Raw genomic sequence first — 25,841 nt, forward strand, 5'->3', positions numbered from 1 at the left:
AAGCGATCCGGCTTTTTTCATTTTCTACTGTAAAAACGGCGCTGTTCTGGGCGTAGGAAGGCAGAACGATGAAAGGAGACACTTTCCTATGAACAACAGGGACTCACCAATTGTATATGTCTGTTCCCCGTATTCCGGGGACGTGGAAAAGAACACGGAGATGGCAAAGCGGTACTGCCGGTACGCCATTGGACAGGGAGTTATTCCGCTTGCACCGCATCTGTATCTGCCGGCGTTCATATCGGAAGAAACGGAACGGGAGCTGGCGGTCAGCATTGACCTGAAGTTCCTGGAGATGTGCCGGGAACTGTGGGTGTTCGGGGACAGGATCAGCAGCGGGATGAAAAAGGAAATTGAATACGCCGGGGAGCTTGGAATCCCAGTGAGATATATCAGGGAGGAAATCAATGTACGCGATAAATGAAGAAGTCAAAAAGATCAACGGTGAACTTGTCGAGACCTTTGAGCGTGAGGTCGCTGACGGCAGCACGGTCCTCCGGGTGGAAGCCGGGACGACCGGATACAAAGGCGGCGGCAGGAATACCGGAAGCCGCTCTTATCTGTGCATCGACTGCCTGTGCGGTGACTTCCATTTCAGTGAGGTCACTGATGAGGACGGGGCTGCCGTGGGCGTGCAGATCGCATGCTGCGGTGATGACGGGCTGAACGCCCTGATGAAGGCGCTGGAGTTCGCGGCACAGGCCATGAACGACCAGAGGTGTGAAGTTGACGACTGACAGAAAACAGGCAGGCCTGCTTTGCGCGGGTCTGCCTTTAGGAGGTTTATTCAAATGAAAGCAATCAGGACTGAATACAAAGGATACCGCTTCCGTTCCCGGCTTGAAGCGCGGTGGGCTGTCTTTTTCGATGCCTGCGGCGTTCGTTGGGAATATGAGCCGGAAGGTTATGTGCTCCCTGACGGACAGTATTATCTCCCGGACTTCCTTCTTCATGCCGTGACCTTCAACCACGCCGGATACAGCGAAGGTCATGACCTGTTTGTTGAGGTCAAGGGAAAAATGACAGCGGAAGACGCAGAAAAGATCAGACAGTTCGCGTTCCCGCCGGAAGCGGATGGGGTTGAGATGTGGCTGCCCGAGAAAATGAATCCGCTGCTTGTCGTAGGCAATATCCCCGATGGGGAAACGGCCATGCAGCTTGAGATGGAGATTTTCAATAACAACTGCTTCAGGCCGGAGAATTATGGGATCGAAGCGTTCAACTTTGAAACCGTGGACGGGGACTGCTTTGGTGCTATGCCGGGCATCGGGAAGGACAGAAAGTTTCAGCTGTTCGGTGCGGACAGCAGCTATACCGGAGATATGGACCCGGTCAGAACGGAAAGAGCCTACAGGCTTGCCCGGCAGGCAAGGTTTGAACACGGGGAGCGGCCGTATGTCAGGAGGGGTTAAATGCGTGAATTCAAAATAGCCTGCGCCGGCAGCCGGAAGGCTGCCCGTTGGGCAAACCAGAAGGTAACCTGGCCGGATCTCTGCGGCAGGCTGAAAAACACATCTTACACGTCTGAAACTTCGGAAGAATACTGGGCCATGAGCAAGGATGACCGTGATGCCGCCAAGGACAAAGGCGGATTCGTGGGAGGATATCTCAGGAACGGCAGACGCAGAATCGCTGACGTGGAATGCCGGTCCCTTATTACGCATGACGTGGATACTCCGGAGATGGATTTCTATGAGCGGTTTATGAGGGAGTTCCCGTATGCCGCCATCATTTATACCACGCACAGCCATATGCCGGACAGGCCCAGGTTTCGTGTCGTTATCGCGCTCGAGGAAGACATCGCTCCCGATCACTATGAAGCAGTGTCCCGTTATCTTGCCGCGGAGTTCGGCATTGAACAGTATGACCCGGTATCGTTTGTGACCAATCAGCTGATGCACTGGCCTTCGACCTCGAAGGACGCGGAATACATCTGTGAGGTGAAAGAGGGACCGTTCCTGAACGCGGATGTGTACCTGGCAGAGCATCCCGGCTGGGAGGATTATTCCAACCTGCCTGTTTCCAGCCGGGAGAAGAACCGGAGGGAACGGGACGGAAAAATGCAGGAAGACCCGCTCTCCAAGGAAGGTATTGTGGGAACCTTCTGCCGGGTGTACGGCATCCAGGATGCCATCAGCAAGTTCCTGTCAGACATATATGCTCCGTCCGCCGTGGACGGCCGGTACGACTATATTCCCGGCGAGGGTTCCTGCGGTGTCGTAGTCTACGATGACAGGTTTTCCTACAGCCACCACGCCACCGACCCCGCCGGGGGAAAGCTGCTGAACGCCTTTGACCTTGTCCGGGTGCACCGTTTCGGGGATGAAGATGGAAAAGAATCGTTCCTTAAGATGTGCGCCTTTGCCGAGAGCGATCCCCTGGTGAAGGAGGAACTGGAGAAAGAGAAGGTGGAGCAGGCGAAGAAGGACTTTGAAGAGATCAGTTCCAAATGGGAAGATCCGATCCCGTTCGGGAAGTATGAACTGGAGGCATTCCCGATTGACGCTCTGCCTGCTGATATCAGTGCATATGTCCAGGCGGTAGCGGAAAGCACACAGACGCCTGTTGATATGGCCGGGACAGCTGCGCTTGCCGTCGCAGCCATGTGCTGCCAGGGCAAATATGTGATACAGGGAAAGGCTGACTGGATCGAACCGCTGAACCTTTATACCAATGTCATCGCGCAGCCGTCCGAACGTAAATCCGCGGTTGAACATCATATCGTCCGCCCCGCGGACAATTTTGAGGTCCAGTATAACCTGCGGAACGCCGCCCGGGTGGAAGGCTCCAAGATGCGGAAACGTATCCTGGAACGCAGGCAGAAAGCCATCGAGGACAAGGTGGCAAAAGGCCAGGCGGAGCCGGGAGACCTGGAGCAGATCGCGCAGGAGATCGCCGACTTCGAGGAAGAAAAGCCGCTCCATCTGTATGTGGACGATATCACGACTGAAAAGCTGGTATCCGTTATGGCAGGCAATCATGGCCGTGCGGCGCTGATCTCCAGTGAGGGCGGCATCTTCGATACCCTGGCAGGCATTTACACCAAGAACGTCAATATCGATGTCATGCTGAAAGCCTACTCCGGGGACACCATCCGGGTTGACCGCATCGGGCGGGAAAGCGAGAGCATTATGAACCCCACCCTGACCATCCTGCTGATGACGCAGCCAAAGGTCGTATCCGATGTGCTTGGGAACCCCACGTTCCGCGGACGGGGACTGACCGCTAGGTTCCTGTACTGCCTGCCGGACTCCTCTGTCGGCGAACGCCGGTTCCAGAGCAGGCCGATCCCGGAAAAGGCGTACCAGAGATATGAGCAGCGGATCATCAACATGCTGGAGGACGAGTACCCGCAAAGGCCGGAGATTATCACGCTTTCCCCGGATGCTTCAAAGCTGCTGACGGATTTCGCGGAGGAGATCGAACCAAAGCTGAAGACCGACTATGCCGAGATTTCTGACTGGGCGGGAAAGCTGGTAGGCAATACGCTTCGTATCGCCGGACTCCTGTGCAGGGCGGGTGTGTGCCGTGCGCCGGAATTCCTGAATGAGAACGAACACCTGGAGGTCAGCGGCGGGACGATGGCGGATGCCATACGGCTTGGACGCTACTATCTGAGTCATTCGATGGCGGTGCATGACGCGATTCCCCAGTCATCCATGTACAGGCAGGCGGAAAAGATTCTTCAGATGATACGGGAACGGCGGCTGGAGGAGTTCACGCGCAGGGACGCCATGCGTTTCTGCCAGACCTTCAAACGGGTTGATGAGATACAGCCCGTACTGGATTTCCTTGAGGATATGGGATATATCGCGTCTGTGGATACCAAACCGAACTACGGCAAGGGAAGGCCGTCATTGCCGAAGTATGTGGTCAATCCATCTGTTTTGTCATAACTGTCATGTGTGTCATACCATGCCGCATGACATAAAAACGCACGGAATACAAGGCTCTCTGATTTTTGTCATATAGTCATGGACTCCTAAATATAGGCAAAAAAAGATTATTTCTTTCTTTCTGAAAATCAGTACAGAAATCCCTTTATGTCTTATAGGGTTCAGACAAAAAGACAAAAATCGGAAATGCCCAGAAACAGGAGGTTTTTAATGTCTAAGAGCAGAAAAATCGGTTCAGACAGAACTGACATATATGAGAAGAAAATCGAACAGCACCTGGTCAGGGCTGTGAAGGAAGCGGGCGGCATCTGCCCCAAGCTGGTATCACCCGGCATGGATGGGATGCCCGACCGCATGGTCTTGCTTCCGGGATGCCGGATCGGTTTTGTCGAGGTAAAGGCTCCCGGAAAGGAGCCGCGCCCCCTTCAGACGAACAGACACAGGATGCTGCGGAAACTGGGCTTCCCGGTCTTCGTCCTGGACGGCCCTGAGCAGATCCCCGGGATCATTGAGGAGGTGGCGGCATGGCGCACGTGATACAGCTGACGGACGGGAGCACCCACACAATCTTCGGCGAGAGGGACATCATCTCCCTGGTGGATGAGTACCTGGGATATGAAGCCCGGACGGAACTTGAGGAACTGCTGTCGGAACATGACCCGGATGCGGACTATATCGATGAGCTGGAATCGGAACTGAAAGGCGCGAAGGATCACCACCGGGAGGTGATGGAGCAGCTGCGGACACAGTCTGAAACCATCGCCGGGCTGATCAGGGAGAAGGACATCGACAGGAACGCGCTGTCCAAAGCCGCCGGGGTCATCGGTTCCATAACCTGGAGGGAACTGAGTGTACGATGAAAATTATAAGAAACTGGCAAACGCCATCATCCTGCAGGCGGTGAAGGATTTCAGGCCGGCATACCGCAGGCTGAAGAGGTTTCCGAATGACGCGGCGGCACAGTCCACGGTCAGGGAGATCACGAAGTTCTTCTGTTCGGATTACTTCGCCGCCCTGACCGACCTGGACGGCCCGGCGCTGCTTAAGCGGATCATGCGGGAGATGGATGAGAAGGGGATCAAATGACAATGAAACGACAGGATTTGCATGAATACCAGAATTACTGCGTCCGCTTCCTGATGGAGCACCCGGAAGCGATGCTGATACTTGAGATGGGCCTTGGGAAAAGCTGCATAAGCCTTACCGCCATCCTTGACCTGATGTTTGACAGCTTCGAGGTGTCGAAGGTACTGGTCATAGCACCTTTGCGGGTAGCGAAGACTGTATGGCCGGAGGAGAAAGACACCTGGGAGCATGCCAGGTTCCTTCGGATGAGCGTGATGGTCGGGACGGCAAAGCAACGGGAAGCGGCTCTGCGGACTCCCGCCGATGTATATGTCATCAACCGTGAAAACGTGAAGTGGCTGACGGATTACCTGGAGAAACGCCATATCCCCTGGCCGTTCGATATGGTGGTGATCGATGAACTTTCATCCTTCAAGAACCATAACAGCCAGAGGTGGAAAGCCCTGCGGAAGGTCCGTCCGAAGATAAAGCGCATGGTCGGCCTGACCGGGACTCCGGCGTCCAACGGGCTGCTTGACCTCTGGGCGGAAACCTACCTCATCGACAACGGGCAGCGGCTTGGGCGGTTCATCGGCAGGTACCGTGATGCCTACTTCAAGGCGGCAGGCATGAATCCGTACACAGGGGTCGTGTACAACTACGTGCCTCTCCCAGGAGCGGAGGAGAAAATCTACAGCCGGATATCCGACATCTCCGTTTCCATGAAAGCCTTGGACTACCTGGACATGCCGGAGTTCATCCCCGTCATCCACAGGGTGGATATGGAGCCGGACGAGCGGACACTGTATGAGGAGATGAAGAAGGAACTGCTGGTCAGTGTGGACGGTGAAGAGATTGATGCCGCCAACGCGGCCGTCCTTTCCGGGAAACTCCTGCAGATGGCGAACGGCGCGATATACACAGACGACCGGGAAATTGTGCCGATCCACAGCCAGAAGCTGCTGATGCTGGAAGACCTCATCGAGCAGGCCAACGGCCAGAACGTGCTTGTGGCATATTGGTATCAGCATGACCACAGCCGCATCATGGAGCACCTGGCGGCAAAGGGATATACACCGAGGGACATCAGAACCGATGCTGACATTTCCGACTGGAACGCCGGGAGGATACAGGTTGGCCTGATTTCCCCGGCGAGTGCCGGACACGGACTGAACATTCAGAGGGGTGGCCATATCCTGATCTGGTTCTCCATGATCTGGTCCCTTGAGATGTATCAGCAGACCAACGCCCGCCTGTGGCGCCAGGGTCAGAAAGAAGTGGTGACCGCCCATCACATCGTCTGCCGGGATACCGTTGACGAGGATGTCCTGAAAGCCCTGGAGCATAAGGACACTACGCAGCAGAATCTCATCGCCGCGGTGAAGGCACACCTGACAATCTGAGTCAACCTAATGGCAATCCGGGAAATACAAATCATATTTTCGGAGGTAGAAGCCATGAGCATTATGTGGAAGTATCTGGACAAGCGGTCCGCGACAATCGCGGCGATCAAGGACTACGAGAGCATGCAGTTCATCATAAAGCACACTGATGATGAGATCCGTGCTGAGCGGGACAAGATGTCCGCAGTCCGCAGTCCCGGGTGGGACGGAATGCCCCACGCACACAATCCGAATGCACAGGAGGAGCGTATCCTGAACGGCATCGAGGAAATCGACATCCTGAAAGAGCGGTACCGTCAGGCCGTGGAATACATGGACTGGTTCAAGCCCGCCTGGGATCAGCTGACAGAGGACGAGAAGTACGTTCTTGAAACCTTTTATGGTGACGCGAACAGCTACGGCTCCAATGCCGTCTATTACATCGCAGAGTATTTCAAGATTGAGCAGACATCCGCCTATAAGCGGAAGAACCGTGCGCTTGACCGCCTGACCGTACTGCTGTTCGGAAGACAGTAAAAAAGGCCCTTGAAGTTCCAGGCTGCGGAACTTCAAGGGCCTTATCCTTTATGATGCGGTAAGCAGATACTTGGTTGCAGAGGAGATCATTTTTCTCCCGCCCGGAGTAGCTATCAGAACGAGGCCTCCTGCAGCGGCAACCCATCCCCAGTTCTCAGCCCACCAGCTTGTCGCGGCACCTACGTTCTGGGTCTGTGTCGACTGAAGATCTCTGACACGGCGGGTGTTGTTCTCTTCCCGCTGATCGTATTCGGCATTGGCCTTCTGGATCAGATCGACTTTCTTTTCCCAGTCGGTGTCTTTGTCTGCGATGATTCCGGCAACCACCTGATTGTGATTCTCCTGGCCGCTCATGTTGCAGACCTGCTGTACCAGTTTTTCTGTGTTGAGTGCGTTTTTCTGCGTGTCATCGAGGGACTTCGTGAGCACCTCGGCCATTTCTCTTACGTCTTTGTTTTCCATTTGAATTCCTCCATTTTAGGATTTGTCTGTTGATTGTTCTTCTTCGTTTGTTTGCAGGGAGCGGACGAAACAGTAGATGAAAATTGCTTCTGCCAGGTACGCCGAAAACCCGACGCCGTATTTGTCATCATAGGTTTGGCCTTGCCCACCCTGTGCTACTAAATTCTTGCCGACACTGTGAAATACATCCAGGTCGGCCCCTTGCTTCTCGAGTGATTCCGTGTAGAGCACGTCAACAAGAGAATACGTTTTCTCCGAGCCGGCCGGCACATGAAGCATCCACAACTTTCTGATTGAGCGGTAGATGCGGTCACGTAAGTCTAAAAGTTCCGGAGTGTTGGACTTGGCTATAACCGTGTCCTTATCTATTCCATGCGCTTTCAGCAGTTCTCGCGACCCCGTTTCATAATCAGATGATCCGACTTTAGGGTCTACCGGAAGAACTTCAAGGTATCGGTCGATATCATCTACCCCTTCCTTGTGCGGAAAGGCTGGCAGCTTTCCGACTGAACGTATCGTTTCAGCAAAACCCTGCGCGGTACTCAGATGCTTAGTCTTCCACCGAAGATCGTTAATTTTTCCGTCCAGAGAACCCCATATCTCTTTGTCCGGGCCTTGTCCCGGAGCAGAGAGTATTTCTTCAATCTGTTCGTTTTTGTATCCGAGCATCTGCAGCATCCTGATCCACCAGATACGTTCGACCGCATCGCTGCCGTAAACCCAGCACTGAGTGGGACCCGGCTTGCGGAGCGGAGACAGGAGAACTGGCTGCCGTTTACCGCTTTTCCGTTTCTTGTCATCGTTTCTTCTGCCGGCCCACGTGCGGAGCGTGTCGTAGGTGACTCCCGGCAGTCTTCGTAACTCCTGGGACGTATATTCTTTTTTCAAGGTTCGCACCCCCTTTTATAAGTGATCACTTCGGTGGTTGTCTGTACTATAACACTTCGGTCTAAGACCGAAACAAGCCTTTTTTGAAATTTTTTTGAAAGAAACCAATGTCCAAAATCGCGTGGGATGCATATTGCGGAAACTGGTATGCTTATATCGTGAAAAACCGCGCGGAGCCCCGGAGGATCGTCCTTCCGGGGCTTTCGCCATGAAAGGACGGAAAATATGAGAATTCTTACATGCGAACAGGTGTCGGACGGTCACCCTGATAAAATCTGCGACCAGATCGCGGATGCCGTTGTCACCGACTGCCTGCGGCACGACCCCGAATCCCGTGTCGCCATTGAGTGCCTTCTGAAGAACGACCAGCTGATCATCGCGGGGGAACTGACCAGCACCCATGAGCCGGACTACCGGAAACTGGTGTATGAGGTCTTTGAGCGCATTGGACGTGGGCGCCTGGGCTATCCCGCCGACCTTGATATCGGAATCCTGGTGAAAAAGCAGTCCCCCGACATCGCGCTTGGCGTGGATAAGGGAGGAGCCGGCGACCAGGGCATCATGTACGGCTATGCCACCAATGAAACCCCGGAACTGCTGCCGATCCCCTTTGTGGTGGCGACAAAGTTCCTGCAAATACTTAAAAACCATCCGAGCCGGATGTTCCGTGCTGATGCCAAGGCACAGGTCTCCTATGATTACGATACGGGCCGGATCACGGTATTCCTCTGCAGCGTACAGCACAGCCCGGATGTTGAGGTATCGGATTTCCGCCATATCGTGGAAAGCGCGATGGTACTGGCGGCTTCCGAGTACGCACTGAATACGGATTTTGAAAAGCTGATCAATCCGACCGGCAGGTTTGTCATAGGCGGCAGTTTTGCCGACTGCGGTGTGACGGGCAGGAAGCTGGCGTGCGATACCTACGGCGGCATCGGCAGGATCGGCGGAGGCGCCCTTTCCGGGAAGGACCCCACCAAGGTCGACCGCTCCGGCGCATATATGGCAAGGAAGATCGCAAGGGACATCGTACTTTCCGGGTATGCCGATAAATGCGAGATACAGATCGCCTATGCCATAGGAATGACAGACCCCGTATCCGTGAACATCGACTGCTTTGGTACGGAGAGCCAGAATCCCCGCATGATTGAGCAGTTCGTAAAGGACAGCTACGACCTGACCCCGAGGGCGATGTGTGAGAGCCTTTCCCTGCGGGCGGTGGATTACAACCAGGTCAGCAGCTACGGACACTTCGGGAGGCCGGGCCTTCCCTGGGAGCGGTAATGCCTGTGAAACCACGGGTGCCATGTAAGCACCCAGGATGCGCCGCCCTTGTTCCGAGCGGGACAAAGTACTGCGACCTTCACAGGCCGATGCACCCGGAGGAGGTGCGGTCAGCGCACAGCCGCGGTTACGGTGCGGCGTGGCAGAAGGCAAGCCGGGCCTTCCTTAAGGCACACCCGCTGTGCGAGGAATGCATGAAGAACGGACGGTACGTGAAGGCAGCGGTTGTCGACCACATCGTTCCGCACCGCGGTGATGAAAAACTTTTCTGGGACAGAAGCAACTGGCGTCCGCTGTGCAAACGGTGCCATGACAGGAAGACCCGCCTGCAGGACGAGACGCCGACCTACCACTACTGACCGGGGGCCGGGGTGCAATCTCTATAGGGCAGACCCCCGCAGACCGCCGCCCCCTCTCGCGTTAAAAACCGCGAAATTCGCAGCCCGGGGGCCTGAGGGAGCCGGGGCGGCAGTGCGAAATGGACCCGGAAAGCGCAGAAACACAAGGGAAACAGCCGTTTTTCCGCAAAAAATCAGTGAGCCAAAAGGCAGTGATGGAGTGATTTCCACCGCTGCCTTTTTTGATGGAGTTTCGTGCCAGCGCAAAAGCGGCACAGACGTTTCGTGCCAGGGAGGAAGCTATGGAATTTGAAGATCCGGATATGAGCGAGTTTATCGCCGGGTGCGCGAAACAGTTCTGCCCCTGGTGCGGTTCTCCTGTCGTGATGAACCGTGTCGGCAGACGGAAGAAGTTCTGCTCAGACAAGTGCCGGTGGGCATTCTGGAAGTTCGAGACCCGGCACAAGGACGTGAAATTAGAAATGGAGGCAAGGCTGAATGAAAACCGCACAGCTGAAGGTGCTGCCGGTCACCGTACTGAAACCGGCTGAGTATAACCCGCGCAAAAAGCTGAAGCCGGGTGACAGGGAATACGAGAAGATCAAAAACAGCATCGAGGAGTTTGGCTTTGCCGATCCGCTGGTGGTGAACGCTGACATGACGATCATCGGCGGACATCAGCGACTGACGGTGGCGATGGACCTCGGCTTCACGGAAGTCCCCTGCGCCGTGGTCGATGTGGACAAGACCCGGGAGAAGGCGCTCAACATCGCACTGAACAAGATCACGGGCGCATGGGATGAGAATCTCCTGGCGGACCTGCTGAAGGACATCCAGGACTCCGACTTCGACCTTGGCAAGACTGGCTTTGACCCACCTGAGATCGAGACGCTCTTTAACAAAGTCCACTCCAAGGATGTGCAGGAAGATGACTTTGACGTGGAGGCGGAGCTGCAGAATCCCGTGTTCTCCAAGCCGGGAGATCTCTGGTGCCTCGGAAAGCACCGGGTCATCTGCGGAGACTCCACAGGCGAGGAAGTATACACACGCCTGATGGACGGGCAGAGGGCAAATCTCGTGCTGACCGATCCACCGTACAATGTGGACGTGGAAGAAACCGCTGGGAAGATCATGAACGACAACATGGCGGATGAAGATTTTTACAACTTCCTCCTGTCCGCATACCGCTGTATGCACGCCAACCTGGCTGACGATGGCAGCATCTATGTGTGGCACGCCGACACCGAGGGGCTGAACTTCCGGAAGGCATTTAAGGACGCGGGCTTCTATCTTTCCGGATGCTGCATCTGGAAAAAGAACGCGCTCGTCCTTGGAAGGTCGCCGTACCAGTGGATTCATGAACCCTGCCTGTTCGGCTGGAAGCAGGCCGGGAAGCACCAGTGGTATTCCGACCGCAAGCAGGTGACGGTCTGGGAGTATGACAAGCCGCGCTCCTCCAAGGATCATCCGACGATGAAGCCGGTGGCGCTCATGAGCTACCCGATCCGGAACAGCAGCATGACGAACGGCATCGTGCTCGACCCGTTCCTCGGCAGCGGTTCCACCCTGATCGCCTGCTGTGAGACAGACCGTGTGTGCCGGGGCATTGAACTGGACCCGAAATTCGTGGACGTGATCGTGAAGCGGTTCCGGTCCTGGTGCGGTGAGCATGGGGGCTCCGAAGATGTGTATGTGCTCCGTGACGGGCAGAAACTCACATTCGATGAAGTATGTGCGGGATTGGAGGACGCTGAAAATGAATAAGGAAACGCTGACCCTCGGTTCCCTGTTTTCGGGTTCCGGGGGTTTTGAATTGGCGGGCATCCTTTCCGGGATACAGCCCGTGTGGAATTCGGAAATTGAGCCGTTTGCGGTCCGGGTGACGACAAAGCGCCTGCCGGAGGTAAAGCACTTCGGGGATGTGTCAAAGCTGTCCGGGGCGGAACTGCCTCCGGTAGACATCATTACCTTCGGAAGCCCCTGCCAGGATATGTCGGTGGCGGGACGAAGGGCCGGACTTGACGGCGAGCGGAGCGGACTGTTCCACCAGGCGATCCGCATCATTAAGGAAATGAGGGAGAAAACCAATGGAGAGAAACCGAGATACTGTGTCTGGGAGAACGTCCCGGGCGCTTTCAGCAGCAACGGCGGAGCGGACTTCAAATCAGTCCTCGAAGCGGTCATCGGCGTCAAAAAACCGTCCTGCGAGGTGCCTGCGCCTGGTAAAAACGGATGGCCCTACGCCGATGTGTACCTGGGAGACGGATGGAGCGTGGCTTACCGGCTTCTCGACGCTCAGTTCTGGGGCGTTCCCCAGCGCCGCGCAAGAATCTTTCTTGTCGCAGATTTTGGAGGAGAACGTGCCGGAGACATACTATTTAAGTCCGAAGGCCTGTCAGGGTATTCTGCGGAGGGCTTCGAAGCGTGGAAAACAGCTGCCCGAAATTCTGAAGGCGGCACTGGAACGGCAGGCGGCATCTGCCTGAACGACCAGGGCGGCGATCGGATGGATGTGTCTGAGGACGTGTCCGGGACGCTCCGGGCGCAGGATCACGGGCATCCTCCCGTGGTGATGGCGGCGGGTTTCTGCACGGAGCATTCCGCCAGATCCCGCTCCATAGGATATGAGGATGAGATATCTCCCACCCTCCGGGCGGGTGTGGTTCCCGCCGCGATTGCCCTGGAGCACCATCCGGCTGACTGCCGCATCAGGATCGATGAGGGCGACGCCATCCAGACGCTGACGAGCCGGATGGGAACGGGCGGGAACAATGTGCCTCTTATCATGACCCCGGACGGTCCGCTCGTCCCGTACACACTTAAGATCCGCTGCGGGAAGGAAGGCGGCGGAAAAGGCGCCCTTGTGCAGGAGGACAAATCCGCCACCCTTGCTACCAGCAACGATCAGACGCTGTTCGCGCCTTCCGCTTTCGGCATCAGTTCTGACCAGAGCCATGCCATGCTCTCCGGCAATCCCCATGCCGGGATCTATGAGGCGAAGACCTCTCGGACGCTTGATCTGAACGGCGGGCATCCCGGATGCAACCAGGGCGGTATCGCCGTGGTGGAGAAGGCGTATCCCCTGGAGGGAAACGGGCAGCGGCCGAGCCATCAGGGGGACGGATGGAATGAGTCAGACGCGATGTATACCCTCAATGCCACAGAGCATCACGGGGTGGCGGCTCCCGTTTACCACGGCACAAAGAATTCCCATCTCACGCATTTCACTGACGAACCCGCGCTCGACACCCTGGTGGCTACTGAATATAAGGAGCCGCCCGTGGTGAGCGCCGATCCCTACTACATTGTACGCAGGCTGACACCAACCGAATGCGCGAGGCTCCAGGGCTTCCCGGACTGGTGGTGCAGCGGGCTTGAAACCGCGGAGCCTTCCGAGGAGGACATTGCTTTCTGGGCGGATGTATTTGAGACACACAGGCAGGTGGTCACCCATGCGAAGAAGCCGAAGACCCGGAACCAGATCGTGAAATGGCTGAAAGATCCGCACCTGGATTCTTCCGAATACAAGCTGTGGGGCAACGGAGTGGCGCTCCCGTGCGTATGGTTCGTGCTTTCGGGCATCGTGTATTATGACCAGTTCCGGGGATGAAACCTTGTCGGTATTTCCTTCGGATATTAAGCAGATATGAGTTGCTTTATCTTCCGCGGCGAGTGATTAATACACTACGCCGCGGGACGGCAGAAAAGAAAAACGGAGGTACATACCATGAGGATCAGTTACAACGTAACAGGAAACGAGCGCAAAGCCCTGGTGAAGGTCATTTCCCAGGCAACAGGCGAAAGGGCGGTCTACAAGTTCATGCCGACCTGCGCTTACGACATCGGTTTTTTCACGGTCACGAAAGACGGCACCCTTGAGTTTGATGACCGCGCCGACAGCGAGGTGGCCGGGAAGGTTCTGGAGGCTCTTACTGCCGCCGGATACGAAGGCATCGGGGAAACAGCCGCCGCGGAGCCGGAGGAAGCCGACAAGGCCGCGACAGGGACCGGCACGGCGGAAGAACCCGAAGGGGTCAGCCTGACGGTGAAGCTGCCGATGGGCAGGCACACGGGGAACACCCTGCGGAACCTCGTAAACCTGGTCTACACGCGGGCAAGCCTTGTGAACAAGGCGCTCGGCACGGATTTCCGGGTGGATGAGGGACTTGCGGAAGCCCTGCAGGCAGCAGCCCTTTTTAAGGCAGAGGACTTCCTCAGAACAGTCGGAAACTACGAGGAGGAGCACGGCAAAGCCATCAGCGGGCTGACCTTCACGCCGGAGGACATCACCTTCGCCTCCCTTCCGGAGACAGCGGAGCCGGAAGCTATGAGGGCCTTTACGGAACTTTGCGCCATGATGAACAAACAGGCGCTCGCCCAGAAGCGCATCCAGGCAAAGGCGGTGAACGAGGAGAACGAAAAGTACGCCCTCCGGATCTGGCTTACCCGCCTCGGCATGAACGGCCCCGATCATAAGGAAACACGGAAGATGCTGATGCGGAACCTTTCCGGACACTGCGCCTTCCGCACGGATGCCGAGAAGGAACGCTGGACGCGCCGTCAGGCAGAGAAAAGGGAGGCTGCGAGGCAGGCTTCATTATCTGAGGAGCAGTCATAAAATACACAGTTTTCAGGCCGGATCTTTGTCAGAATTATGCCCGGAAACAGGGCAGAATTGACTTGCTATATAGTCCTTTCAGAGTGATTAATAACATACCGCAAGGGAAGAAAAACACACTTTGAAAGGAGCCAAAACCATGACAAACGCAACGGCAAAGCAGATCGAGAACATGAAGACGCAGACCTACGGAGTTGAGGTCGAGATGAACAGCATCACCCGCGAGAACGCGGCGAAGACGGCAGCCGCCTACTTCGGAACCGGAAGGTACGAGTACACAGCCCGCCGCAACGGCTACGAAACCTGGAGCGCATGGGACGAGGCCGGAAGGGAATGGAAATTCCAGAAGGACGTCAGCATCGCGGGGTCGGACAGCGAAAAGTGCGAACTGGTAACGCCGGTCCTCCGGTACGCCGACATGGAATTCCTGCAGGGCCTCATCCGGGAACTGCGCCACGCGGGCGCGAAAAGCAGCCCGAGCAGAGGATGCGGGGTGCACATCCACATCGGAAGCGACGGCCACACGCCGCAGACCATCCGCAACCTGGTCAACCTGATGGCAAGCCATGAAGACCAGCTGACCAAGGCCATCGAGATCGGGGCTTACCGCCAGAGCCGGTACTGCCAGACGGTCGACCCGGATTTCCTGAAAAGGATCAACAGCCGGAAGCCGAAGACAAACGAAGCCCTCGCAAGGTGCTGGTACAACGGCCCCACGGAAACCGCCCACTACAGCCACACACGGTACCGGATGCTGAACCTGCACAGCTACTTCAACCGCTACCACACCATAGAGTTCCGGTGCTTCAACTTCGATGAGAAGACCGAAGAACGGCAGGGCGGCCTGCACGCCGGACAGCTGAAGGCGATGATCCAGCTCTGCATGGCGATGAGCCAGATGGCAAAGCAGCTCCGGACGGCGAGCCCGAGAAAACAGCAGACAGAAAACGAAGCCTACGCCTTCCGGTGCTGGATGCTCCGCCTCGGATTCATCGGGGACGAGTTCAAAACGGCAAGGGACTACTTCATGAGGAACTTCGAAGGCAACAGCGCCTGGAGGCACGCCGCCTGAAGGGAACACGGCGCAGGACCGCACAGCTGAGGAAGGAGACAGCCTCCTCCTACCGAGAACCGCCACGGAGCGGTCTTTCGGTGGTAGAAGGATATCCCCTTCGAATAAACGAAAGGATGGTACAGAGAATGAAGTACTACTTAGCCTACGGAAGCAACCTGTCGGTGGCGCAGATGCTCCACAGATGCCCGTCAGCGGTCTACGTCGGGTACTCCGACATTCCCGGTTATCGGCTCCTCTTTAAGGGAAGCCAGACAGGAAGCTACCTGACCATCGAACCGATGAAGAAACGGACGGTTCCGGTTCTGGTCTGGAAAGTGGACGATGAAGACGAGGCGGCACTCGACCTTTACGAAGGGTATCCCCGCTTCTACCGGAAGGAAACGATGAAGGTGATGCTGCGGAGCCTTGCGAACCCCCTGGTGGTAGATGAGGTGGAAGCATTTGTCTACATCATGGACGAGAGCCGGCCGCTCGGCAGGCCAAGCGAGAATTACTACATGGTCTGCCTGGAAGGGTATCTCCGGTTCGGCTTCAATACGAAGATCCTCGAACGGGCCTACCGGGAAAGCACCGGGAAGAAACACACGGGAGGTGACGGCAGATGATGTTTCCAAAGAGAGAAACGGTGGAGATGATCCGCAGAATGTACCCGAAAGGGACAAGGGTGGAACTGGTGGCTATGGATGACCCGCAGGCCCCGCCCATCGGAACAAGGGGCACGGTACTCGGTGTCGATGACACGGGAAGCCTTCTCATGCGGTGGGACAACGGCTCCGGGCTGAACGTGGTCTGGCAGCAGGATGCGGTGCGGAAGGTTGGTGATCCGGATGACTGAGAGGATAAAGGAGCAGATCCTCGCGATCAGGGAAACCGGGGAAACGAACATGTTTGACGTCCCGGTGGTGCAGCGGATGGCGTTTGACAGGAATTACTATGAACTGGTCGTTTTCCTTGAAGAGCATCCGAAGGAATACGTGCGGTTCATTCTCTACGGAGAGGAATAATAAGCACAAAATAATGTGAATATCTTTGTTCAGATTATGAAGCAGAATTGTCTTGGCTCCCACGGAACATGACGGTAATATGCACATACCGAAAGGGAAAACAAAGCAAAAAACGGAGGGCAAGGACATGACAGAACTTCAGAATTTCATCGAGAACTACGGATTCGGGATCAGTGTAAAGGAACTGGCGCACAGGGCTTACCGCCACATGGAAAGCAAAGGCTGCGAGGTCTGCATTGTCAACGACCGCTACCTCGAGGTCAACGGAACCACCTACCTTTTCAGCAAGAGCCGCAAGCACGGGCACTGGATTGCAAAAGCATTCTAAGGAGGCAGGAGCATGACAACGGATGAACGCCTGAGAGCAGAATTTGGTTACCACGAGAATCACGACCTGCCGAGCCGGTTCTGGGAGCCGGAGCCCCCGGAGGACTGGCAGAGGGAACTTACCCCGGAGGAGGAAGCCGAATTGGATGACCTTCCGTTCGAGTAAGATCTGCACAACATAATGTGAATATCTTTGTTCAGATTATGAAGCAGATATGAGTTGCTATACTCCGCACCTGACGGTAATATGCACATACCGAAAGGGAAAACAAAGCAAAACGGAGGAAGCAGACCATGAAGAAAAACACCTGGATCGTAAAAGCCTACACCGGATACAAAACCGGATGGAAGGAAATCAAAAGATTCGACAACCCGGCAGACGCAGACAACTGGCTTTGCAGCTACGTCAGAGAAAACGGCTACAGCATCGCGGATTTCAACATCATAAGGAAATAAGGAGGACAAAGACATGACAATCAACGAAGGAATGAAAACCTACAGGCTGCCGAACCCCACCACCCCGGAAGACCTCGAATGCAGATGGAGCAAGGTTCTGAACTTTGGAGACAGGGTTCTCCTCGCGGGATACTACTACAACGGCAGGAACAAGCCCTGCTACTTCGGAGCGGTTTACGAGCACCTCAACGATGACCTTTCCTGCGAAGGAACCATCGGGCTGAGAGCGGTCAGCGGAGTCGAGTTTGAGGATGACGGCCACGCGATGGCCTGGGCGATGCAGCAGTAAGAAACACACCGATCAGAATATCGGCGGGAACGGCCCGGAAGGGGCTGTTTCTCGTACACACGAAAAGACCGAAGGGTCTTATTTTTTTACCCAGAAGGAGGAAGCTATGGCTAAGAAGTTCCTGATAGACAGGACACAGCTTCCGTATGATGCTTTTGTCCCCGACCCGTCATGGCTGGGGCCGATTGACGAGGAAGGAGGTGAGCCTGATGGCGACGAGAGGAAGGAAGCCCACGCCGACAGCGATCAAGGAGCTGGAGGGCAATCCGGGCAAAAGAAAACTGAACGACAGGGAGCCGAAACCTGAGAAGAAGGCGCCTTCCTGCCCGAAATGGCTGGAGCCGGAGGCGAAGAAGGAATGGCGCAGGCTTGCGAAAAAGATGGAACTGATGGGGGTGCTGACGGAAGTTGACATGGCGGCTTTCGCGGGATACTGCCAGGCATATGCCAGGTGGAAGGAAGCCGAGGAATTCATCACGCAGCACGGCACCATCGTGAAGACGCCGAGCGGATACTGGCAGCAGGTGCCGCAGGTGTCCATCGCGCAGACCTATCTGAAAGTCATGAACCGTTTTGCGGAGCAGTTCGGCCTGACCCCGGCATCCCGCTCCCGCATCATTGCCGATATCTCCGGCGCGGACAGCGGCGATGAACTGGAGGCGCTTCTGGGAGGTGACAGCTGATGGCAAGGGAACCAAGGCCGGCAGGCTACCCGAAACTGAAGGACTACAAGCCTACTCCCTTCATGCTGCCCACATCCCGGTATGATAAGAAAAAGGCCGACCGGGCTGTAAAGTTCATTGAAAACCTGTCCCACACCAAAGGCAAGTGGGACGGCAAGCCGTTCTGGCTGCTCCCCTGGCAGGAACAGATCATCCGGGATATCTTCGGCATCGTGGACGCAAGCGGTCACAGGCAGTTCCGCACAGCCTATATCGAAATCGGAAAAAAGAACGGTAAGTCCGAGCTTGCGGCGGCAGTGGCGCTGTATCTTCTCTATGCTGACAACGAGCCGTCCGCGGAAGTGTACGGCGCAGCGGCAGACCGGCAGCAGGCGTCCATTGTTTTCGATGTGGCCAGGCGCATGGTGGAAAAGGCACCGGCGCTGTATAAGCGCTCCAAGGTTGCTGCCGCCACCAAGCGGATCGTGAACTATTCCAATGCCGGTTTCTACCAGGTCCTCTCTGCTGAGGTCGGGACCAAGCATGGCCTGAACGTTTCCGGGCTTGTCCTGGACGAAGTTCATGCCCAGCCGAACCGGAAGCTGTATGACGTGCTTACAAAAGGCAGCGGCGACGCCCGGGAGCAGCCGCTGTATTTCCTGATCACGACCGCAGGGACGGATAAGGAAAGCATCTGCTATGAACTGCACACGAAGGCCCTGGACATCATGGCGGGAAGGAAGGTCGACCATACCTTCTACCCCGTGGTCTACGGGCTGACGGATGACGATGACTGGACGGACGAGACAAACTGGTATAAGGCGAACCCCTCCCTGGGGCAGACCATACAGATCGACCGTGTGCGTGATGCCTTCCGGGAAGCGCAGGAAAACCCCGCCGAGGAGAATGTGTTCAAGCAGCTCCGTCTAAACATGTGGGTGTCCTCCCTGACCCGGTTCATTCCGGAGCAGATATATGATCTCGGGAACATACCCATCGACATGGAATCCTTAAAGGGCCGTGACTGTTACGGAGGACTGGATCTTTCCAGCACCGGGGACATCACGGCTTTTGTGCTGATGTTCCCGCCAAGGAACGAGACAGAGAAATATATCATGCTGCCGTTTTTCTGGATACCGGAGGATACGATACCCCTCCGTGTCCGCAGGGCATCGGTGCCGTATGACGTATGGCATCAGCAGGGCTACATCAACGCGACTGAGGGGAACGTGATCCACTATGATTTCATTGAGAAGTTCATCGAAAAACTCGGTGAGCAGTATCACATCCTGGAAATTGCCTTTGACCGATGGGGAGCCGTGCAGATGGTGCAGAACCTTGAGGGCATGGGCTTTACGGTCGTTCCGTTCGGCCAGGGCTTCAAGGACATGAGCCCGCCCACGAAGGAGTTCTACAAACTTCTGATGGAGGGAAAGATCATCCACGGCGGCAATCCGGTCATGCGGTGGATGAGCGGCAACGTGGTGGTCGACAGGGATGCCGCGGAGAACATCAAGCCGACCAAGGCGAAATCCCCGGAAAAGATAGACGGCATTGTGGCGGCGATCATGGCGCTTGACCGCTGCATCCGGCATGAGGAGCACGGCAGCGTCTATGATGAGCGCGGCCTGATGGTGTTCTGACCAGAAGTGTCCAGAATCGCGAGAGATTGGACTTGCGGATTCTGTTATCCTTATATCGTGGAAAACTGCGAGGGCCGCCCGGGATGCCGGGAGGTCCTTTTTGACGTTACGGGAGGAAATGGCCTATGGGATTTTTTGAATGGCTGGGCATCAGCCCGAGGGATGCCCCTGATCTGCCGCGGGTGGAGGACAGCGTCCGGGACTCCGGGCAGACGTTCGTCTTCGGACGGGCGGACTCCGGCGAGCGTGTGGATGAAAAGAGCGCGATGCAGATTGCTACGGTCTATGCCTGCGTGAGGCTCCTGGCGGAAACGGTGGCGGGGCTTCCCCTCCATCTGTACCGCTTCACGGATGACTCGGAGAAGGGCAAGGAACGCGCGAAGGACCATCCGCTGTACAAGCTGCTTTACCGGCAGCCAAACCCGGAGATGACATCGTTCTCCTTCCGAGAAGTGATGATGACGCATCTTCTGCTGTGGGGCAACTGCTACGCGCAGATCGTCCGGGATGGCAAGAACGGCATCCTGGGGCTGTACCCGCTACTCCCGGAGAACGTTGAAGTCGACCGTGATGAGAAGGGACAGATCTATTACATCTACCACGCCTATACGGATGAAAAACCGGGCGAGACAAATAAGGATATTTTCTTCCGGAGGGATGAGATATTTCACGTTCCGGGACTTGGATTCAACGGGCTTGTGGGTTTTTCCCCCATCGCCATGATGAAAAATGCCCTCGGCACAACGCTTGCCGTGGAGAAATACGGCAGCAGCTTCTTCCGGAACGGCGCACAGCCGTCAGGCGTCCTGGAACATCCGGGGGTGCTGAAGAATCCGGAGAAGATCCGGGAGAACTGGTCGGATGTGTATGGCGGGGCCAACAACGCCCACAAGGTGGCTGTCCTGGAGGAAGGGATGCAGTACAAAGCCATCTCCCTGCCTCCGGAGGACTCACAGTTCCTGTCAACCAGACAGTTCGGAGTGAACGAGATATGCCGGATCTTCCGTGTTCCCCCGCACATGGTGCAGGACCTTGAGCATGCCACGTTCAGCAACATCGAGCACCAGAGCATCGACTTCGTGGTACATACACTGACGCCCTGGCTTGTGCGGTTCGAGCAGGCAATCGTTAAGGACCTGCTGATGGAGGAAGAACAGGATACTTATTTTCCGAAGTTCAACGTGGACGGGCTGCTCCGCGGCGACTACCAGTCCCGCATGCAGGGGTACGCCACGGGAATCAGCAATGGATTCCTGTCCCCCAATGATATACACCGTCTGGAAAATATGGACCTGATCCCTGCGGAAAAAGGCGGCGATGACTACTACCTGAACGGGGGCTACGTGAAACTGGCCGATGCCGGGAAGCAGCAGGCCGCCGCGGCAAAACCAGAGCCGGAACCGGACACACAGGAGAACCCGGAGGAAAAGCCGGAGAACAGAAAGAGAGGTAAACGACAGTGAAGAAATTCTGGAACTGGATTCGGGACGACACGGGAGGCAGGATCCTGCGCCTGGAAGGACCCATTGATTCGGAGTCCTTCTGGGGCGATGAGATCACGCCCGCGATGTTCCGCCAGGAACTTGAAGCGGAGGAAGGCGACCTGACCGTCTGGATCAACTCCCCGGGCGGGAACGTGTTCGCCGCCGCTGAGATATACACGATGCTGAAGGATTACAAGGGAGCCGTCACGGTGAAGATCGCGTCCATCGCGGCATCGGCAGCGTCCGTGGTGGCGATGGCGGGAAGCCGGGTGCTGATGTCCCCGACGGCCCTCCTGATGATCCATGACCCCTCCACCATCGCGATGGGCAACACCAAGGCGATGGAACAGGCCATCACCACGCTGAATGAGGTGAAGGAGTCCATCATTAACGCCTATGCCGCCAAAACGGGACTCCGGCATAACAAGATCGCCGAGCTTATGAGCAACGAGACCTGGATGAACGCGAAGAAGGCTGTGGAGCTGGGCTTTGCGGACGAAGTCCTCTATGAGGACAAGGGAAAGGAACCGGAGCCGGAAGAAGGCGGAGACGCAGATCCGAAAACTGCTGAACCGGTTCTTGAGGCACTCCTCTATCAAGGCCGAGTGACGGACATGGCAGTGCTGAATTCCCTTGGCGTGAAGGATACGGCGCCGGAGGAGAAGGAGCCTGACGTGCCGCGCATCGGCATGGACGGAAAGACGGAAACAGGGGCCATGCCCTACGAGATCTTAAAGAGACAGCTGGACTTCCTCAGATGAGGGTCCGGCTTTTTCTATGTTCAATTATGAAAGGATGGTAAATACCATGAGCAAGATTATCGAACTGAGGAATAAGAGAAACACCCTGTGGGAGCAGACGAAGGCATTCCTTGAGCAGCACAGGGACGAGAACGGCCTCGTGAAGGCGGAGGCTGTCGAGCAGTACAACAAGATGGCGGCCGACGTGAAAGCCCTGGGTGATGAGATCACCCGCCTGGAGGAACAGGCCGAGATGGATGCAAAGCTGTCCCAGCCGACCTCCACCCCGGTACATTCCGACCCGAAGGACGGCAAGAAGAAAAACGTCCGCGCGACTGCGACCGCTGAGTATTCCGAGGCATTCTGGAACATGCTACGCGGCCGCATTTCCAATGAGGCACTGGAGGGCCTTTCCATCGGCGAGGATGAGAAGGGCGGCTATACCGTGCCGGATGAATTTGAGCGCAAGCTGGTCGAAGCCCTGGAGGAGAACAACATTTTCCGTGGCCTTGCCACTGTGATCCGTACTTCTTCCGGTACCCGCAAGATCCCGATCGCCGAGGACTCCGGTGAGGCGTCCTGGATCGATGAGGGCGAGGAGATCCCGGAAGCTGACGCGACCTTCGGCCAGACCACGCTTGCAGCCTACAAGATGGGAACCATGATCAAGATCAGCAACGAGTTGCTCCATGATTCCGCTTTCGACCTGGCATCCTATATCGCGCGCCGTTTTGGCGTCCGCATGGGCAATGCCGAGGAGAAGGCGTTCATCCAGGGTGACGGGCAGGGCAAGCCCCTCGGCCTCCTGGCTGAAACCGGCGGCGTTCCGGTCGGCGTGACTGCCGCATCTGAAACCGCTGTGAAGTTTGACGAGATCTTTGACCTCTACTACTCGCTGAAGTCCCCGTACCGCAAGAAGGCGAAGTTCCTCTGCAACGAGGCGCTTCTGCTTCAGCTGATGAAGATCAAGGACAAGAACGACAACTATATCTGGAAGCCCTCCCTTGAGGTCGGCAAGCCGGATACCGTGCTGTCCCGTCCGATCATTACCAGTTCTTATATGCCCTCCATCACGGCGGGACAGAAGGCCCTGCTGTTCGGCGATTTCTCTTACTACTGGATCGCTGACCGCCAGAACCGCACCTTTAAGCGTCTGAATGAACTGTACGCCCGCACTGACCAGGTTGGCTTCATCAGCACACAGCGTGTTGACGGCAAGCTGATCCTGCCGGAGGCTATCCAGGCGCTGAAGATGAAGGGAACCGCTCCGGCGGCAAATGCGGAAGGCTGATAACGGGAGGTGATCGATCATGGCACTCGTTTCGCTTGATGAAGCCAAAGGGTACCTCCGGGTGGATACGGCGGATGAGGATGCCATGATCGGTATCCTTTTATCTGCTGCCGAAAGGCTCTGCGCTGATGTGGCGAGGTTGACAAATGAACAGTGGGAGGCGGTCAACTCCGATACGGAGGACGCCTCCCTTACTCCTATTCGGGAAACTATGAAGGTGGCGATCCTCTATGCCCTTGGGTATCTCTTTGAGCACCGGGAGGAAGCGGATCATCACGAGCTGACGCTGACACTCCGATCGATCCTTTTTGCCATTCGGGAAGGGGCGGTGTGATGAATATTGCAGGACTTCGGACCCGGATCACCATTCAGAAGAATGAGACCGTGACGGATAAGTATGGAAACCATAAATCTGTATGGACCGATTATTTCAAGTGCTGGGCTACGGCTGTGACCAGCGGCCTTTCCACGAAAGAGGAAGAAGCTGCTGGGCATACAGTGGAGGCGGATCGGTTGGATATGACCGTTCGATATTCCTCTGAGACCGCTGCGGTGAATTCCAAGCAGTACCGTATTCTTCTGGGCAATCGGATCTATAACATCCAGTCGATTGACGAGATGGGATTTAAGCATAACAGCCGGAAGATACACACTGAGCTTTCTGAGAGGTGAGCGCGATGGGAAAGAAGATACAGATTGATGAGTTGGCGGATGCTGTAAATGAACAGCTCGAAGAGTACAGCAAGCTCTCTGCGGAAGTGGTGAAAACGGCAGTTACGAAAGCTGGTAATTCTGTAAAGAAGGGCATCGGAGAGAGTGCTCCGAGGCAGACAGGAAGGTATGCAAAAAGCTGGCGCACGAAGAAGACCAAAGAGACCTCTACAGAGCTGGAGGTGACGGTGTATTCACCGACCCGTTATATGCTGGCACACCTCCTTGAGCACGGACATGCAAAACGGAATGGTGGCCGGGTCCGGGCAATCCCGCACATCGCACCGGCTGAGGAGGCTGCAGAAGAAGAGCTTCTTCGTGATATCGAAAGGGGCCTAAGAGATGGATGAGATAAATGAACTGCAGGACCTGTTGGACCTGCTTACAGAGATGGGGCTCCCTTTCGCATACGATCATTTCGCGGAGGGCGAGTCCCCAAAACCTCCGTTTATTACCTATCTGATCCCAGGAAGTGATCATTTCTCTGCGGATGGAAAGGTTTATCTGAAAGTGGATGTCGTGCACATCGAGCTTTACACCGATGAGAAAAGTCCGGCTGCGGAAATAATTATCGAAAATGTACTCGATGCCCACGACATTTTTTATGAGAAAACAGAAGTCTGGATCGAGAGCGAAAAGCTCTACGAAGTCCTGTACTCCTTTGAAAGGAAGGTAAGCTATGGCGAATAAGAAAAACAAGGTGAAGTACAACCTCAAAAATGTACACGCAGCGGTGCTGACCAAAGGCGATGACGGCACCTTTACGTATGCGACGCCGGTGGCAATCCCGGGTGCGGTGAGCCTTTCGCTCGATGCAGAGGGAGATTCTTCTCCGTTCTATGCAGACGGCATCGTGTACTTCAGAAGCACATCGAACAACGGATATTCCGGCGACTTGGAAATCGCGCTGGTACCGGAGTGGTTCCGCACGGAGATCCTGCAGGAGGAGAAGGATGCAAATGGTGTTCTGATCGAAAGATCGGACGTTACCGAGTCTGTCTATTTTGCCCTGCTCTTTGAGTTTGATGGTGACATCAACGCAATCCGTCATGTGCTGTATAACTGCACGGCCTCTCGTCCGTCCATCGAATCTCAGACCAAAGAGTCCAGCATTGAACCGGGAACGGAAACGCTGGCCCTGACTGCAGACCCGAGGGAGGATGGCCTTGTGAAATCCCGTACCGGAGATGAGACCAGCACGGCCACCTATAACAACTGGTATAAGAATGTCTATGTTCCCTCGCCTGCACTTTCTGGCGGCAGCGGAAATAGCGGTTCCTGATAGGAGGTAGCGTATGCTTCAGAAGACAGTCAACATCTGCGGGAAAGATGTAAATTTCCGGTCCTCGGCCTCTGTGCCGAGGCTGTACCGGGCTAAGTTTGGCAGAGACATTTTCAAAGACCTCTCCAAATTGGAGAAGGCATACAAGGATAGAGGCGGTGAGGAAGCCTCTGCGATGGAGATTGAGGATCTGGAGATCTTCGAGAACGTCGCTTATATCATGGCGTTTCATGCTGACCCTACTATTCCGAAGACCATTGATGAGTGGCTCGATCAGTTCGACATGTTTTCGATTTATGAGGTGCTGCCGGAGATCTTGGAGCTTTGGGGAACTAACCTCATTACGGATGTCGAAGCTAAAAAAAACCTCAAAAAAGTAACCGGGAAATAACGACAGCACTGTTCCT

The 25,841-nt window shown here is 55.8% G+C and carries 36 protein-coding genes; 34 read left to right on the plus strand and 2 right to left on the minus strand.

Features of this window, described 5'->3' with window-relative positions; translation table 11 throughout:
- The first annotated feature begins 88 nt into the window (after positions 1–88).
- From G4C92_RS11280 to G4C92_RS11320, 9 genes are all read left to right on the plus strand, one after another.
- On the plus strand, positions 89–424 hold the full coding sequence (locus G4C92_RS11280) for a DUF7768 domain-containing protein (protein WP_274939943.1): 336 nt from the start codon (positions 89–91) through the stop codon (positions 422–424).
- Entirely contained in the window at positions 408–737 is a 330-nt protein-coding gene (locus tag G4C92_RS11285; protein WP_274939944.1) for a hypothetical protein, read from the plus strand. The genes G4C92_RS11280 and G4C92_RS11285 overlap by 17 nt, the downstream gene beginning before the upstream one ends.
- A gap of 54 nt (positions 738–791) precedes the next feature.
- Entirely contained in the window at positions 792–1,412 is a 621-nt protein-coding gene (locus G4C92_RS11290; protein WP_274939945.1) for a PDDEXK family nuclease, read from the plus strand.
- Positions 1,413–3,896 carry a YfjI family protein gene (locus G4C92_RS11295; RefSeq protein WP_274939946.1) on the plus strand — a complete coding sequence of 828 codons (2,484 nt, stop codon included), beginning with the start codon at positions 1,413–1,415 and terminating at the stop codon, positions 3,894–3,896.
- Positions 3,897–4,106: 210 nt separating this feature from the next.
- Positions 4,107–4,433, plus strand: coding sequence for a PDDEXK family nuclease (locus G4C92_RS11300; RefSeq protein ID WP_408611776.1), 327 nt, complete (start codon positions 4,107–4,109; stop codon positions 4,431–4,433).
- Positions 4,421–4,756: a hypothetical protein gene (locus G4C92_RS11305; protein WP_274939947.1), complete on the plus strand. Its 336-nt coding sequence runs from the start codon at positions 4,421–4,423 to the stop codon at positions 4,754–4,756. Before G4C92_RS11300 ends, G4C92_RS11305 begins: the two co-directional genes overlap by 13 nt.
- Positions 4,746–4,982, plus strand: a complete 237-nt coding sequence (locus G4C92_RS11310; protein WP_274939948.1) for a hypothetical protein — start codon at positions 4,746–4,748, stop codon at positions 4,980–4,982. The genes G4C92_RS11305 and G4C92_RS11310 overlap by 11 nt, the downstream gene beginning before the upstream one ends.
- Complete coding sequence (locus G4C92_RS11315) at positions 4,979–6,364, plus strand: SNF2-related protein (RefSeq protein WP_274939949.1); 1,386 nt, start codon at positions 4,979–4,981, stop codon at positions 6,362–6,364. The genes G4C92_RS11310 and G4C92_RS11315 overlap by 4 nt, the downstream gene beginning before the upstream one ends.
- Before the next feature lie 54 nt (positions 6,365–6,418).
- The gene (locus G4C92_RS11320; RefSeq protein ID WP_274939950.1) at positions 6,419–6,880 is read left to right on the plus strand and encodes a hypothetical protein; all 462 of its coding nucleotides are present in this window, start codon (positions 6,419–6,421) and stop codon (positions 6,878–6,880) included.
- Between the two features lie 48 nt (positions 6,881–6,928).
- Here the strand turns inward: G4C92_RS11320 and G4C92_RS11325 are convergent, their stop codons facing one another.
- The gene (locus G4C92_RS11325; RefSeq protein WP_274939951.1) at positions 6,929–7,342 is read right to left on the minus strand and encodes a hypothetical protein; all 414 of its coding nucleotides are present in this window, start codon (positions 7,340–7,342) and stop codon (positions 6,929–6,931) included.
- Positions 7,343–7,357: 15 nt separating this feature from the next.
- A complete protein-coding gene (locus tag G4C92_RS11330) occupies positions 7,358–8,230 on the minus strand; it encodes a MerR family transcriptional regulator (protein ID WP_274939952.1) in 873 nt (290 codons plus the stop codon).
- Positions 8,231–8,455: 225 nt separating this feature from the next.
- Here G4C92_RS11330 and metK point away from each other — a divergent pair, with 225 nt between their 5' ends.
- From metK to G4C92_RS11455, 25 genes are all read left to right on the plus strand, one after another.
- Entirely contained in the window at positions 8,456–9,514 is a 1,059-nt protein-coding gene (gene metK, locus G4C92_RS11335; protein ID WP_274939953.1) for a methionine adenosyltransferase, read from the plus strand.
- The gene (locus tag G4C92_RS11340; protein ID WP_274939954.1) at positions 9,514–9,873 is read left to right on the plus strand and encodes an HNH endonuclease; all 360 of its coding nucleotides are present in this window, start codon (positions 9,514–9,516) and stop codon (positions 9,871–9,873) included. The genes metK and G4C92_RS11340 overlap by 1 nt, the downstream gene beginning before the upstream one ends.
- 281 nt (positions 9,874–10,154) lie before the next feature.
- Positions 10,155–10,403 (plus strand): hypothetical protein, encoded by a 249-nt coding sequence (locus tag G4C92_RS11345; RefSeq protein WP_274939955.1) that lies wholly within the window; start codon positions 10,155–10,157, stop codon positions 10,401–10,403.
- Positions 10,351–11,616 (plus strand): site-specific DNA-methyltransferase, encoded by a 1,266-nt coding sequence (locus tag G4C92_RS11350; protein WP_274939956.1) that lies wholly within the window; start codon positions 10,351–10,353, stop codon positions 11,614–11,616. The genes G4C92_RS11345 and G4C92_RS11350 overlap by 53 nt, the downstream gene beginning before the upstream one ends.
- Positions 11,609–13,462, plus strand: a complete 1,854-nt coding sequence (locus tag G4C92_RS11355) for a DNA cytosine methyltransferase (protein WP_274939957.1) — start codon at positions 11,609–11,611, stop codon at positions 13,460–13,462. Before G4C92_RS11350 ends, G4C92_RS11355 begins: the two co-directional genes overlap by 8 nt.
- 117 nt (positions 13,463–13,579) lie before the next feature.
- Positions 13,580–14,470 (plus strand): virulence protein, encoded by an 891-nt coding sequence (locus G4C92_RS11360; protein ID WP_274939958.1) that lies wholly within the window; start codon positions 13,580–13,582, stop codon positions 14,468–14,470.
- Between the two features lie 139 nt (positions 14,471–14,609).
- Positions 14,610–15,542 (plus strand): amidoligase family protein, encoded by a 933-nt coding sequence (locus G4C92_RS11365; RefSeq protein WP_274939959.1) that lies wholly within the window; start codon positions 14,610–14,612, stop codon positions 15,540–15,542.
- A gap of 128 nt (positions 15,543–15,670) precedes the next feature.
- Positions 15,671–16,150 carry a gamma-glutamylcyclotransferase family protein gene (locus tag G4C92_RS11370; protein WP_274939960.1) on the plus strand — a complete coding sequence of 160 codons (480 nt, stop codon included), beginning with the start codon at positions 15,671–15,673 and terminating at the stop codon, positions 16,148–16,150.
- Entirely contained in the window at positions 16,147–16,380 is a 234-nt protein-coding gene (locus tag G4C92_RS11375) for a DUF4314 domain-containing protein (protein WP_274939961.1), read from the plus strand. Before G4C92_RS11370 ends, G4C92_RS11375 begins: the two co-directional genes overlap by 4 nt.
- Complete coding sequence (locus G4C92_RS11380; RefSeq protein WP_274939962.1) at positions 16,373–16,549, plus strand: DUF5049 domain-containing protein; 177 nt, start codon at positions 16,373–16,375, stop codon at positions 16,547–16,549. Before G4C92_RS11375 ends, G4C92_RS11380 begins: the two co-directional genes overlap by 8 nt.
- Positions 16,550–16,676: 127 nt before the next feature.
- Positions 16,677–16,877: a hypothetical protein gene (locus tag G4C92_RS11385; protein WP_274939963.1), complete on the plus strand. Its 201-nt coding sequence runs from the start codon at positions 16,677–16,679 to the stop codon at positions 16,875–16,877.
- Between the two features lie 12 nt (positions 16,878–16,889).
- On the plus strand, positions 16,890–17,042 hold the full coding sequence (locus tag G4C92_RS11390; RefSeq protein WP_274939964.1) for a hypothetical protein: 153 nt from the start codon (positions 16,890–16,892) through the stop codon (positions 17,040–17,042).
- Between the two features lie 128 nt (positions 17,043–17,170).
- Positions 17,171–17,332: a hypothetical protein gene (locus tag G4C92_RS11395; RefSeq protein WP_274939965.1), complete on the plus strand. Its 162-nt coding sequence runs from the start codon at positions 17,171–17,173 to the stop codon at positions 17,330–17,332.
- A 13-nt stretch (positions 17,333–17,345) separates the two neighbouring features.
- Positions 17,346–17,621: an Nmad4 family putative nucleotide modification protein gene (locus G4C92_RS11400; RefSeq protein WP_274939966.1), complete on the plus strand. Its 276-nt coding sequence runs from the start codon at positions 17,346–17,348 to the stop codon at positions 17,619–17,621.
- A gap of 209 nt (positions 17,622–17,830) precedes the next feature.
- Positions 17,831–18,304: a phage terminase small subunit P27 family gene (locus tag G4C92_RS11405; RefSeq protein ID WP_274939967.1), complete on the plus strand. Its 474-nt coding sequence runs from the start codon at positions 17,831–17,833 to the stop codon at positions 18,302–18,304.
- Positions 18,304–19,926: a terminase large subunit gene (locus G4C92_RS11410; protein ID WP_274939968.1), complete on the plus strand. Its 1,623-nt coding sequence runs from the start codon at positions 18,304–18,306 to the stop codon at positions 19,924–19,926. Before G4C92_RS11405 ends, G4C92_RS11410 begins: the two co-directional genes overlap by 1 nt.
- 125 nt (positions 19,927–20,051) lie before the next feature.
- Positions 20,052–21,389 carry a phage portal protein gene (locus tag G4C92_RS11415; protein ID WP_274939969.1) on the plus strand — a complete coding sequence of 446 codons (1,338 nt, stop codon included), beginning with the start codon at positions 20,052–20,054 and terminating at the stop codon, positions 21,387–21,389.
- Positions 21,386–22,171, plus strand: coding sequence for a head maturation protease, ClpP-related (locus G4C92_RS11420; protein ID WP_274939970.1), 786 nt, complete (start codon positions 21,386–21,388; stop codon positions 22,169–22,171). The genes G4C92_RS11415 and G4C92_RS11420 overlap by 4 nt, the downstream gene beginning before the upstream one ends.
- Positions 22,172–22,217: 46 nt before the next feature.
- Positions 22,218–23,441 carry a phage major capsid protein gene (locus G4C92_RS11425; RefSeq protein WP_274939971.1) on the plus strand — a complete coding sequence of 408 codons (1,224 nt, stop codon included), beginning with the start codon at positions 22,218–22,220 and terminating at the stop codon, positions 23,439–23,441.
- A 19-nt stretch (positions 23,442–23,460) separates the two neighbouring features.
- The gene (locus G4C92_RS11430) at positions 23,461–23,775 is read left to right on the plus strand and encodes a head-tail connector protein (protein WP_274939972.1); all 315 of its coding nucleotides are present in this window, start codon (positions 23,461–23,463) and stop codon (positions 23,773–23,775) included.
- Positions 23,775–24,113: a phage head closure protein gene (locus tag G4C92_RS11435; RefSeq protein WP_274939973.1), complete on the plus strand. Its 339-nt coding sequence runs from the start codon at positions 23,775–23,777 to the stop codon at positions 24,111–24,113. The genes G4C92_RS11430 and G4C92_RS11435 overlap by 1 nt, the downstream gene beginning before the upstream one ends.
- A gap of 5 nt (positions 24,114–24,118) precedes the next feature.
- Positions 24,119–24,502, plus strand: coding sequence for an HK97 gp10 family phage protein (locus G4C92_RS11440; protein WP_274939974.1), 384 nt, complete (start codon positions 24,119–24,121; stop codon positions 24,500–24,502).
- Positions 24,495–24,842, plus strand: coding sequence for a hypothetical protein (locus tag G4C92_RS11445; protein ID WP_330654708.1), 348 nt, complete (start codon positions 24,495–24,497; stop codon positions 24,840–24,842). The genes G4C92_RS11440 and G4C92_RS11445 overlap by 8 nt, the downstream gene beginning before the upstream one ends.
- A complete protein-coding gene (locus G4C92_RS11450) occupies positions 24,832–25,434 on the plus strand; it encodes a major tail protein (RefSeq protein WP_274939975.1) in 603 nt (200 codons plus the stop codon). Before G4C92_RS11445 ends, G4C92_RS11450 begins: the two co-directional genes overlap by 11 nt.
- A 13-nt stretch (positions 25,435–25,447) precedes the next feature.
- Positions 25,448–25,825, plus strand: coding sequence for a hypothetical protein (locus G4C92_RS11455; RefSeq protein WP_274939976.1), 378 nt, complete (start codon positions 25,448–25,450; stop codon positions 25,823–25,825).
- Positions 25,826–25,841 lie beyond the last annotated feature (16 nt).

It is taken from the genome of Chordicoccus furentiruminis (assembly GCF_019355395.1).
GTDB lineage: Bacteria > Bacillota > Clostridia > Lachnospirales > Lachnospiraceae > Chordicoccus > Chordicoccus furentiruminis.